This is a genomic window from Paracoccus shanxieyensis, assembly GCF_009711265.1.
Lineage (GTDB): Bacteria > Pseudomonadota > Alphaproteobacteria > Rhodobacterales > Rhodobacteraceae > Paracoccus > Paracoccus shanxieyensis.
Map to the genome: position 1 here is coordinate 13,086 of NZ_WMII01000011.1, position 12,681 is coordinate 25,766.

Genomic DNA, 12,681 nt, shown 5'->3' on the forward strand with positions numbered 1-12,681 from the left:
CTGGGCAGCCTTATTTCTCTCACATCCGGGCCGTCATGCAATCCGCCATTGCCATCTGCAACGTCGCGCTGACGACATATCTCGGCGCCGCCCCGATCACGGCATTCGAGCAGCCTTCCCCTGAGGCAGAGCAGTGCAAACTGCATTATGACCGCGTTCGCAGGTCGCTTCTTGAGCGCTGGAATTGGGTGTTCGCGTCGCGCCGCGAGGCGCTGGTGCAGGAGTCGATCAACGACCGGGCCGATGTCTGGGCCTATCGCTATGCGCGACCCGGCCACATGATCGCGGTCCGGTGGGTCAATGACGGCCATGCCGCGGGCCGCGCCATGCGTCTCGGCCAAGTGCCGGATCGCGAGCGCGAGATGACGGCCGACTCGATCTATTCCAACGTGCCGGGCGCGGTCATCGAATACACCCGCGACGAAACCGACCCAACGCTGTTCCCGCCCGCTTTTGGCGACGCGCTGGCGGCGACGCTTGCTGCAGCGATCGCCATGCCGATCACGATGGATTCTGCCAAGGTTACGGCGGCCAAGCGCGAGGCGGAACAGCTTCTGAATGAGGCAATGGTCATCGACTTCAACAGCCGCCCATCGCAGGAGCAGACCTTCTATCCCATGTCGCTGCGTGTGCGGGGGTTCACCTGATGCCCTCGGCGCGGTTCCAGCCATCCTTCGCCGCTGGCGTCATTGGCCCCGGACTGTGGGGCCGGATCGATCTTGCGAAATACGACACCGCGATCAAGCGCGGGGTGAATTGCTTCGTGCATGCCCATGGCGGCATCAGCAATCGGCCCGGCCTGCGCTTCATCTGCGAGGTCATGGACAGCACGCAGCGCCACCGGCTCATGCCCTTCGTGCGCGAGGTGGACGATAGCGCGGTGCTGATCTTCGGCAACCAGCAGTTGGGGTTCATTTCGGACGGGCAGCGCGTGCAGTCTGGCGGCGCGGATTACACGATCGCGACCCCTTGGCTGGCCGGTCAGGTCAATGCCATCGACGCGGTGCAATCTGTGGATGTGATCTTTGCCGCGCACCGCGCCACCGCGCCGCGCCGCATCTCGCGGCTGGGCCCGGCCAACTGGACGGTCAGCACCGTTCCTATCAATCCGACCACACCGATCCCGGTCATCACCGAGATCGAACCGCGCAGGAGTGGGGAGGAAACCTACAGCTATCGCCTGACGGCCATCGTTGGCGGGGTCGAATCCTTCCCGTCGACGGTTCAGACCTTCACCGGTGCCGAGCTTCTGTCGAACGAAGGCGCGATGAACGTCATCCGCTGGAACGCTGTTCCGGGCGCCACCGAATATCGCGTCTACCGGATGCGCAATGGCGTGGCCGGTTACATCGGATTCACCACGGCCGGGCTGGCCTTTGTCGACGACAACATCTCGGCCGATCTGACGGTCACGCCGCCGGTGCAGGCCGGGCTGTTCTCGACCCCGGACAACTTCCCCTCGGTGGTTTCGATCCACCAGCAGCGTCTGGTGTTCGGCGCCACGAACAACCGCCCTGAAACCGTGTGGCTTTCGCGCACCGGGGATTATCTGAACTTCACCCGATCGCAGAACATGGTCGCGACCGACCGTGCGGAGTTCGATCTGGCTGGCGAGCAGTTGAACCGGATTCGCGGGATGCTGCAGCTTCGCGAGCTACTGGTATTCACCTCATCGGGCGAGTTCAGCGTGACGGGGCCCGAGGGCGGGTTTGACGCGACCAATCCGATCGTCACGCAATATGGCTATGTGGGCAGCGCGGCGATCAAGCCGCTGGTCGCCGACGACACGGCGCTGTTTGTCGAGCGGTCAGGGCGCGGCGTGCGCGACCTGCGCTATGCCTATGAAAGCGACGGCTACAGCGGAAACGACCTGACGATCTTTGCCTCGCATTTCTTCGAGGGGCGGCGGATCATTGCGTGGGCGATGGCAAAGGCGCCGTGGTCGCTGATCTGGGTGGTGCTGGACAACGGCAAGCTGTTGGCCATGACCTATAAGCGCGAGCATCAGGTCTGGGCGTGGACTGAAATGGATATCGACGGCTCGGTAGAAAGCGTCGCGTGCGTGCCGGAAAACAGCATCGACGCGACCTATGTCATCGTCCGGCGCACGGTCGGCGGCGTGCAGCGGCGCTATGTGGAGCGATTTGACGACCGGGCATTCTCGACCGCGACGGATGCCTTTTTCGTGGATTGCGGCATCACCTATCGCGGATCGGCCACCACGACGATCACCGGTCTGGAGCATCTCGAAGGCCGGACGGTTTCCGCACTGGCCGATGGCGATCACGTTCGCGGTCTGATTGTGACCGGCGGCGCGGTGACGCTGCCCTTTGCTGCATCGGTCGTCCATGTCGGGCTGCCATATGTGGCCGAATTCGAGACGCTGCCGCCCGCGATCCAGTTCGATGATGTTGGCGCGGCGCGCGGCAGGCCGCACAACGTCAGCGGCGTCAAGCTGCAGATGGAAAAGACCCGCGGGATCAAGACCGTGACGCAGGACGGGCGCAGCAACGAAATCGTGCAGACGGGCGGCGATCTGGCCGAGGTAATTGCGCTGTGGACCGGCATCCATAACCTGAGCGTGCCGACGCTGTGGAACAAGGATGGCACGGTGACGATCCGGCAGGACTACCCTCTGCCTATGACCATTCTGGGGATTTCCGTTGACCTGTCGATCGGTCGTTCTTGAGCCCGTGACGCGCGCCGTCATCGCCGATCTGATCCCGCGCCTGCGGCCTGTCGATCGCCTTGAGCTCGACCTGATGGGCACGGGGGAGGCTGAGCGCGATCTTGAGCGGCTGGCGGGGCAGTCCCGGCGATCCATGGCGGCATATATGAGCGGCGAACTGGTCTGTATCTTCGGGATCAAGGCGATGGGGATTTTGTCCGATGTCGGTTGCCCCTGGGCGATGATGACGCGGCAGGTCGATCGGCCAGAGGTCCGGCGCGCGTTCATCGCAAATTCCGGGCCGGTGGTCGATTGGTTGGGGCAGGATGTCCGGCGCATGTGGAATTTGGTGGCCGAGGAAAACACGACCGCGATCCGCTGGCTGAAATGGCTGGGGTTCCGCTTCGATGGCAGGGCCGTAACCGTGCAGGGGCATCGCCTGCTGCATTTCGAGATGGAGACGAAGGATGTGCGCTGATCCCCTGACCATGGCCCTGACCGCTGCCGGCGCGCCGACGGGCATTGGCGGCTTCTTCGGCAGCCTGTTCGGAGGGGCTGGTCTGGGCGGGATCGGCACGGCGGCCAGCGCCGCGTCGGGCGTGGTCGGGGCCTATTCCGCGATCCAGCAGGGCAACGCCGCGGCGGCGGCTGCGGAAGCAACAGCAAAGGCGCAAGAGGCCGCTGCGACCGATGCGCTGCGGCAAGGCGAGGACGAAAGCGACCGGCAACGGCGCGCGGGGGCGGCCATGATGGCACAGCAGCGCGTGGCGACCGCCGCGAACGGGGTGGATGCTAGCAGCGCATCGGCGCTGGAAATGCTGGACGACACGAAGCGTCTGATCGAGGACGACGCATTCGCGATCCGCCAGAACGCACAGAGGCAGGCAGAGGGCTTCGGTCAAGCGGCGGCGAACAGCCGCACCGAGGCGAGCAACGCGCGGTCGGCAGGGCGCTGGGAGGCGGCGGGAACGCTGCTCACCACCGGTGCGCGCGTCGGGTCGAAATATTCGCAATGGGCGCTGCAGCGCAGCGGGCAGGGGGCTTTTACCTGATGGCGATGCGTGTGCCGACTTATGAGCGCCAACAGGTCGTGCAGGCGCGCACCCCTGTCCCGGTCGCGGCGACGCAGCCGCAGCTCGGCCGCGTCGCGCAGGGCGTGGCGGATGTCGGGAAGATGTTCGACCAGTGGCAGGCGGATGTGGATGAGGCCGATGCCAAGGCGGCAGATACGGCGTTCGCAAAAACCGTGCGAGACACGCTGTATGACCCGAATAGCGGCTATCTATATGCGCGGGGTGGCGACGCCCTGACACGGCGAAAAGAAGCGGCTGATACGCTGCAGAGGGCGTTCGATGAGCGCCTTTCCGGTCTGAATGCCACATCTCGCGATATGGCGTCGCGGTCGATGCAGGGCGCTTTGGATGGCGCATTTACCAAGATCGACGCCCATGCCGGTGGTGAGCGTCTTACGTATCTCGACGGGCAGTCTCAGGCGCGTGTCCAGTCTGCGATTGATGACGCGATTATCGATCCCGGTAATTTGGCAAGGTCTCTAGGGATAGCGCGCGCGGAGGTTCGCGATCAGGCTGCGCGCGGAGGCTGGTCGCCAGAGCAAACGACCGCAGCCATGATGGCGGCCGAGTCCAACATGCACACCGGAGTGATCACGCGCCTGTCGTCGGTTAATCCGACGCAGGCGCTTGATTATCTGAACGCGAACCGGGGGAATATGTCGGCGGCTTCGGTTGCGACGCTTGAGAAGCAGCTGGTCCCGGAAGCAAAGGCTTACCGCGGCAGGGAAATCGGGCGCGGGCTGGCGCAGGGCACGAGCGGCGGCATCCCGGAAAGCTATTACGCATCAGCCCGCGCTGCGGAAAGCGGCGGCGACGATACGGCGAAAAACCCCAACAGTTCTGCGACGGGGCGCTACCAGTTTGTGTCTGGGACATGGAACCAGCTTATCCGCCAGCGCCCCGACCTTGGGTTGACGCCGGAGGGTCGTCTTGATCCGGCCCAGCAAGAACGCGCCATGCGAGCCTTCACCGAGGCCAATGCCAAGACGCTCATGCGCGGCGGCATCGCGATCACAAATGGCACGCTCTACGCCGCGCACTTTCTCGGCGCGGGCGGCGCGCTCAAGGTGCTTTCCGCTCCAATGTCGGCTGCCGTTTCAAGCGTGGTGGGTCCGGGCGTGGTGGAGGCAAACAAGTTCCTTGCCGGAATGACGGTTGCAGATTTCGCTGCATGGGCCGAACGGAAAGGCGGTGGGGCGGCTGGGTCTGCTCCGATGCCGATGGGCGGCTTTGAGGCACCAGCGTGGGGTGGCGGAGAGACGCAGGTGCAGGCTCCGGTCGATCCCATCACGCAGATCCTGAATATGGACGACCCCGATGAGCGCTCAGCCGCGCTGGAGGAATACAAGCTGTTTTCGGGACAGATGGCAGCTCAAGCCAAAGCCGCGCAGGACTCGGCTCAGCAGGCTGCGTTCATGCTTATCGAAAGCGGTGGCAGCGTCGACTCGCTGTCGCTGGAGCAGAAAATGCAGATCGGCCAATCTGGGATGACCAGTCTTCGGGAATACCAAGGCAAGGTCCGGTCCGGGCAAGATTCTGAGACTGACCCCGGCCTCTATGTCGAACTGCAGCGGCAGGCTGTCACCGATCCGGCAGGCTTCGCAGCGCGCGATCCGCTGGAATGGCGCGGCAGCCTTGATGACGAGGATTTCAAGGCGCTGGTTCGCAAGCAGGCCGAGGTGCTCAAGTCCGGGGCCAATCAGGAGAAGCAGGTCACCATCAGCACAATCGACACAGTGAGCCGAGATCTTCTGCTGGGGGCCGGTATCGATCCGAAGAAGCGCACCGGGGCGCAGCAGTATGCCAAATACCAAGAGGGCATGCTGCGGTGGTCGCAGGCTTTCACGGCTCAGAACAGCCGTGAGCCATCCCATCTTGAGTTGCGCGAACGGGCAAACGCCATGCTCTTGCCGATCGTGATCAATCCTCCTGGGCTGTTCAACGAAGTGGGCGGGAAGCTTTACGAAATGGACTTCGATGGCGTCACAGCAGCAGGCATCCGCGATGGATCGCTGAGCCTCGGCGATCAAACGGTGGACCCAGCGCAGGTTGAGGCATTCGCGATGGCATTCGAGGCGGCCATGGGGCGCGCGCCCACGCCGCAGGAATTGGTGGAAGGGCTGGCGTCGGTTGCTGCCGGCGGTGCTGATCTTACGGGGGAATGATGGCCGGTCCATTCGATGCTTATCTGAACGATCTGAAAGCGCGCGAAGCTGCGAACACGGCGGCGCGGCTGCGGCTTGATCCTGTCCAGCCCGATCAGGCTGCGAATGGCTTGGCAACAGCGAAAGAACTGGGCGTTCCAGCCGGACAGGTCATGGCGTTTCCGGAGCTGTTCCGCGACACCCTCACGCAGAAGCGCGCAACCACTGCGCTAACCGGCGCGCCGAAGCTGTCGGATTGGCTGCGATCCGATCCTGTCACGGCGGCGCTGGCCAAGGATGACCTTGAGAATCTGGCGTGGTGGGAGAAAACGCCGTTGTTCGCAGGCAACGCGGTGAAGCGCGGAACGCTGCGTGTGGGGCAGGCCTATAACCAATGGCAGGCGCAGCAGGCCGCGGGGCGGGCTGAGGACCGCACGCGCAGTCTTGGTGATCTGATCGTCGATGAACGGATGTCGGATCGCACGGAATTCACGCGGGATTATGTCGGACCCGGCGATCTGGTTCGAGCGCTCTATCGCTATTCGTCGTCGCGTCTGGTGGATATTGCCGGTGGCGACGATGAGGCAGCCGCCGCGTCCTTCCAGCAAAACGCCGCAGGGGTGGCGCGGCAGATCGCGGCAATCCCGATGTCGCCGGGCGCGGCGGCTGTGCGTGATGGTCTGGGTCAGATCGACAGCAATGGATCTGTCGGTGAGCAGCTTCGACAATTTGGGCAGGTCGTCCAATCTGACCCTGCGGGCTTCGCCTCATTCCTTGCGCAGGTGTCGGCGGAAAGCGCCCCGCAGCTCGCCGCGACAGCGCTGGCAACCATCGTCACGCGCAGCCCTGCGGCGGCTGCGACGTTCATGGGCAGTTCGTCGTATTTCACGGAATACGGCTCGTCGCAGATGGAGGTGCTGCAAGAGAGCGGCCACGACCTGACGACGCCCGATGGCGCGCTGGCGGCTATTCAGGACGAAGATCTGATGCGACGCGCCGCGGAGCGCGGCGAAACGCGCGGCCTTATCATCGGGGCAATGGACGGCCTTTCGGGCGGATTGGCGAGCCGGGCCCTGCTGCAAAGCGCATGGGGAAACCTGATCGTGCAGGGTTTCGCGCAGGCGATCATGGGCGGCGCTGGCGAGGCGGGCGCACAGCTGGCGACAGAGGGTAAGATCAATGTTTCGGATGTGCTGGTCGAGGCGCTGGCCGAATTTGCGACGGCCCCGGTCGAGGTGGCCAGCATGGGCGGTCGGGCGGGCTACGCCGAGATGCGGCGCGCGCTCCGGGCCGGAAAGACGGCAGCGGCGCTTGATCAGGCATCCGCACAGGCGCAGGCATCGCTTGTCAGGCAGCGTTCGCCCGAGGCGTTCAAGGCTGCGCTGGACCGGTCCGGGGCAGGCGACCAGCTTCTCTATGTGCCAGCGCAAGGACTTCGCGAATTCTTCCAAGCCCGCGATCTGACGCTCGATGCCGAAGCGTCGGCGCAATGGGGGATTGACCCGGAGACCTTCGCCGAGATGGAAATCAGCGGCGGGCGGGTTGCTATACCTGTTTCAAACTTCGCGGCCTATCTGTCTGGAACAGATGCGGAAACTTGGATCAGGGAAAACGTCACGCTCGATGCCGATGAGATGTCGATTGCGGATGCACAGGCGTTTCAGGATCTCGTGCCCGAAGACGCGGCCGATTCCTATGAGCGTCAGCTTTCCGATTTGCGAGATGCCGACGCAGAGCGCACATCCGATCAGCAGGTCTACGACGGATTCTATTCGCAGCTTCGTGAGGCTGGGCGAACATCCGAGGTCGCGGACAAAGAGGCGCGTGTCGTCTCGGCCTTCTTTCGGTCTATGGCTGACCGGACCGGCGAGGATTCGCTGGATCTGGCGCAGCGCTTCGGCGTGCAGGTGCGCGGAGCCGGCGACCAAGAGGCGCAGCGTCGCCGTGGCAGTCTCGATATCATGCTCAACGATTTGCGCGCGGGCAGGCGGGAACAGGTCGGAGAAACGCTCACAGAATTCGTCGTGCGCGCCGGCGGGGTTCAAGACGTAGGCGGGGATGTCGCGGCGATCGAGGGACCGCGCGGCTTGGTGACTGAGACGGCGCAGGAGGTTCGGGCACGTGAGGCGCAAGGGACTATGCCGGGGATGATGCCAGCGCAGGGCAAAGGATTGCCGCTGGACGAGCTGGGCCGGATGGCGGTAGAGGCCGGATATTTTCCTGAGCTGATGGGCGAGGTTCAGGGCCTGAATGACGGCGTTGCGGCCGATCTCGGCGCGGCCTTGCTGGAGGCGCTGCGCGACGAGGCGAGTGGCAATGCGCGCTATCTCGAAGGCGAGGGGCCGGACCCCGGCAGGGCGGCGCTGAACGACGCGCTGCAGGAGCGCGGCATCGACCCGGCGGAAATGTCGAACGATGAGATCGCGGCGGCTCTGGAAGGGGGCCGCGAGTTTGGGCAGTCAGCCTTCGACAAGGGCGGGCGTGCAGCAGAAGTGCGGCGCAATGGCGATAGGGCGCTGCGCAGCGTTATTGTGAAGGATGAGGCGGGCGCTGTGGACCGGCAAGCTGCACTCGGTCGGCTTTCTGAGGCGAAAGGTGAGTATCGCACGGCTAGCGGGGAGGCGGTGACAATCAGCCGTGCGGCCCGCAAGATTTTCTCCGGATCGATTCCGCCGGGTCGGTTGCGCTTGGCTGGAGCGATCCCGGAGCTTTTGCAATCAGCGGTGGTCTATAACACCGACACGCCTCAGCGCGCCTATGGTGTAGCTCTGGCTGAGGTGGACGGTCAGGCAGTCATCGTCCGCATGGTGCTGAACAATGATGGCAGCGGCACAGATAAGCTTTATGCGCTGGAAGGGTTTGAAAGTGCCCCGGTTGCCTGGAGAGACGCAACGGCGGAAGTCTCCGATCAGGAGCAGGTCGGGGCCACGCCTGCCATGGGTTCCGCGCCCACATTGACTGTAGCAGATGCGGTATCGCAAATCAACGCGCTGCCGTCGGATGCTTTGCCGCTTTTCCAAGATCGGCGCGGATCAATCGTCTTCCCGGCATCGGGCCCGGACGGCGGTGGCACGATCATCAACCTGTTTGAAAGCGCGGACCTCTCTACTTTCATCCACGAGGCCGGGCACTATTTCCTTGAAGCCATGGACGCGCTTTCACAGGACAACAGCGCGCCGCAGGCCGTTCGGGACGATATGGCTGCTGTCCGGCGCTATCTGGGCGCCGAAGACGGGCAGGCATTCACCGAGGATCAGCATGAGACTTTTGCCCGATCGCTCGAGGGTTATTTCCTTGAAGGCAAGGCGCCGTCGCTGGAACTGGCCGATGTGTTCGCGCGGGTGAAGGCTTGGCTGACCCGGATTTATCGCTCGCTTTCCGGTCTCAATGTGAAGCTGTCGCCGGAGATCCGGGAGGTCTTTGATCGAATGCTGGCGACGGACGCGGAGATTGCGCAGGCCCGCGATGAGATGGCGGCCGATCCGCTTTTCCGAGACAAGCCCGCAGGAATGAGCGATGGCGATTGGCGAACCTATCAGCGTCTGGCGCGGCGGTCGCGCGAGAAAGCAGAGGCCAATCTTCTCGACAAGGCCATGGCCAAGGTGCGGCGTGAGCGCGAAGCGTGGTGGAAGGCTGAGCGCAAACAGTTGCGCGAGGAAGTCGAGGCGCGGATCACCGCCCTGCCGCAATATCGCATGATCGAGGCCATGGCGAACGGGCGCATCCTGACTGCCGATGGTGAGCAGACCGCACCTGACGTTCGGATTTCCCGCAAGGATCTGGTCGATCAGTTTGGCGCGGGCGTGCTGGCCGAGCTTTCCCGGTCCCGCTTCGGCGGCAAGCGCGCAATCTATGCGGGTGACGGAGTGCCCCCGGCAGTGGCGGCAGAAATGTTCGGCTTTGCCGGTGCGGCTGAGATGGTGCAAATTCTGCAGAACACCAGAAAGCGCGCGGATGCCATTGATGCCGAAACCGATCAGATCATGCTCGAACGATATGGCGATCCGATGACGGATGGCTCGATCGAGCAGGAGGCGCTGGACGCGATTCACAACGACCAGCAGGCGCAGCAGAACGTCGCGGAAGCGCGGCAGCTCGCAACCTTCATGGGTCGCGACACGCGGGCGATGACCATGACGCTTTATCGCCAGCGCGCCCGGATGATGCTTGGTCGTATGAACGTGCGCGAGGCTACGGCGTCGACGCGCTTTCTGGCTGCGGAGCGACGCGCCGGCCGCGACGCGGAGCGCGCCTTTGCCAAGGTGGCGCGGGGTGACGCCGGGGGCATGGCGGCCGCACTGCAGGCGAAGGAGCAGCAAATCCTGAACGCGGCGCTTTACGATCTGTCACGCGAGGCCGCGGCGGATGTGGCGCGCGCTCGCGAGCGGATGCAGGGCTATGGCAAGAAGTCGGTGCGCGAAAAGCTGGAAGGCGGCTATATCGAGCAGATCGACGACCTGCTGGACCGCTACGATTTTCGCCAGCGCGGGCCGGGGCAGGTGGCCAAGACTGAGCGGCTGCGCGAGTTCATGGACCGAATGATCGAGGAAGGCCGCGAGGCCGAGCTGATGATCGACCCGCGCATGATGGATGAAGCGCGGCGCATCCACTATTCCCGACTTTCTCTGGACGAGCTGCGCGGGCTGCTGGACACAATTGCCAACCTCGATCACCTCGGGCGGTTCAAGCAGCGTCTGATCAACGGTCGGAAGCAGCGCGATCTGCAGGAAACGGCTGCTGCAGTCGGCACAGCGATTGCCAACAATATCGGGACCGGCAGGATCAAGAAGGAAAGCCGCCTGCGGGCGGTGCTCGATCTGGTGCTGACGGCGGATTCGGTGCTGGTCGATGTCGATGGAGGGAATGAATTCGGCGTCGGATACGAGTCGATCAAGGAGGACATCGACGCGGGATATGTCCGAGTGGACGAGATGAACCGCGAGCTTTCGGAGAAGCTGACCGAGCTGTTCTCGGTCTATTCCGCGGAGGACATGCGGGCCATGAAGGTCGAGCGGCACATCAACGGCACGCGCTTCGTCTGGTCGAAATGGAAAGCGATCGCGGTGGCTTTGAACACCGGCAACGATGACAATATGGCGCGGCTGCTGGCTGAGAATGCACATCCCGATCAGCGCATGTCGCGCGCGGATCTGGAAGCAGTTCTCGACACCTTGGACAAGCGCGATTGGGATTTCGTGCAATCCATGTGGGATCAGATCAACAGCTATTGGCCTGAGATCGAAGCGGTCACGCAGCGCCGCACCGGCGTCAAGCCGGGCAAGGTAGAGGCGCGGCAGGTCGACACGAAGTTCGGCGCCTATCGCGGCGGATATTACCCGATCAAGTATGATGCGGGCTTTGGCCACGCGGCTGCGGTCGATGCGCGGACCGAAATGGACCGATTCATGTCGGCCGGTCGGTTCGCCAAGGCGCAGACGAAGCATGGCCACACGGTCGAGCGGAAGGCGAACGGAAATGGCCGAACGCTGAACCTCGACATGGATGTGGCCTTTGCGCACATGCGCGACGTGATCCGCGACATCGCCTTGTCGGAGGCGGTCGATAACTCCTATCGCGTTCTCAACCATGGCAGCGTCGCGCAAGCCTTCATGGAGGCTGGCCGAAAGGCCGATCTCGACATGCTGAATCTCTGGCTCAAGGATGTTGCGCAGGGGCCGATCGTCCATAGCGATGTGCTGAACCAGTTCGCGCGGATCGTGAAGAACAACTTTACGCTGTCGCGGCTGGCGCTGAACATGAAGACGGTGACGCTTCAGGCGACCGGCGTCGCGCAATCGGCGGCGGTGGTCGGCAAGAAGAACATGGCCCATGCCATGGCCGATTATCTCAAGCGGCCGCGCGAATTCGCCGCGGAGGCCATGGAAAAATCGGAATTCATGCGTCGCCGTCAGACAACATTCGACAAGGACATCAACGATTTTGCTAACGACGCGATGATCACCAGCCCGCTGCGCGGCAGGCTCGGGCAGACTGCGGAAATATTGGGTCGAATTGGCTTTGCCCCTATGACGAAGGTCCAGTTCTATGCTGTGGATGTGCCGACATGGGTTGCGGGTTATCGCGACGGATTGCGCAAGTTCGATGGCGACGAGGGCAAGGCCATATCGTTCGCGGATCGTATGGTGGCACGGGCGCAGGACAGCGGCGCCATGCCGGATCGGTCGGCTATCTCGCGCGGCACGCTCAGCGAGAATGTGCGGCAGGTCGAATGGGTTCGGCTGTTCACGACGCTGCAAGGATACATGATCGCGAAGGGAAATCGCGGGTATCTGACGGCGCGGCAGGGCGCGCGGGACATTCGTGCAGCCGAGACGACGGCAGAGCGGTTCGCGGCCACGGCGGACATGGCAACGAACCTGATGCTGCTATATGTGGCTGAGACGCTGATGATGGGGCTGCTTTACGCTGCGATGTCGGCGGGTGATGATGATGATGACCTGACCCGTGAGAAGTTCGCGACATGGACGGCCGGCGAGGTCTTCGGCACCGTGATTGGCGGTCTGCCCCTTGTGCGTGACGGCTGGTCTGCATTCTCCGATTTCGGCGATGGCGGCGGCGTTCTGGGCTCGGTTATGGAGATCCCTGCGCAGGTGTGGAAGCAGGCCGTCCAGGGCGAGAATGACCGCGGATTGCGGCGCGCGGTTGCTGACGCCGTTGGCGTGGCAACGGGCTTCCCGACGACGGCTGCGCTTCGGCCGATCGAGGAAATCGCCAAAGGCAGCGATGGCTCGTTGATCGAGGCGCTGATGGGGCGCAACCCGCTGGTGGACTGACC

Annotated in this window: 6 protein-coding genes; all 6 read left to right on the forward strand. The window is 63.6% G+C overall.

Features of this window, described 5'->3' with window-relative positions:
- The first annotated feature begins 35 nt into the window (after positions 1–35).
- Genes GL284_RS12445 through GL284_RS12470 form a run of 6 tightly spaced genes read left to right on the forward strand, consistent with a single transcriptional unit; the run spans position 36 to position 12,679 of the window.
- Entirely contained in the window at positions 36–647 is a 612-nt protein-coding gene (locus GL284_RS12445; protein WP_155044958.1) for a phage connector family protein, read from the forward strand.
- Positions 647–2,689, forward strand: coding sequence for a phage tail protein (locus tag GL284_RS12450; RefSeq protein ID WP_155044959.1), 2,043 nt, complete (start codon positions 647–649; stop codon positions 2,687–2,689). Before GL284_RS12445 ends, GL284_RS12450 begins: the two co-directional genes overlap by 1 nt.
- Complete coding sequence (locus GL284_RS12455; protein ID WP_155044960.1) at positions 2,664–3,146, forward strand: hypothetical protein; 483 nt, start codon at positions 2,664–2,666, stop codon at positions 3,144–3,146. Before GL284_RS12450 ends, GL284_RS12455 begins: the two co-directional genes overlap by 26 nt.
- Positions 3,136–3,720 (forward strand): hypothetical protein, encoded by a 585-nt coding sequence (locus GL284_RS12460; protein WP_155044961.1) that lies wholly within the window; start codon positions 3,136–3,138, stop codon positions 3,718–3,720. Before GL284_RS12455 ends, GL284_RS12460 begins: the two co-directional genes overlap by 11 nt.
- Positions 3,720–5,906: a hypothetical protein gene (locus GL284_RS12465; RefSeq protein WP_155044962.1), complete on the forward strand. Its 2,187-nt coding sequence runs from the start codon at positions 3,720–3,722 to the stop codon at positions 5,904–5,906. The genes GL284_RS12460 and GL284_RS12465 overlap by 1 nt, the downstream gene beginning before the upstream one ends.
- Positions 5,906–12,679, forward strand: coding sequence for a hypothetical protein (locus tag GL284_RS12470; protein WP_155044963.1), 6,774 nt, complete (start codon positions 5,906–5,908; stop codon positions 12,677–12,679). Before GL284_RS12465 ends, GL284_RS12470 begins: the two co-directional genes overlap by 1 nt.
- Positions 12,680–12,681: the final 2 nt, after the last annotated feature.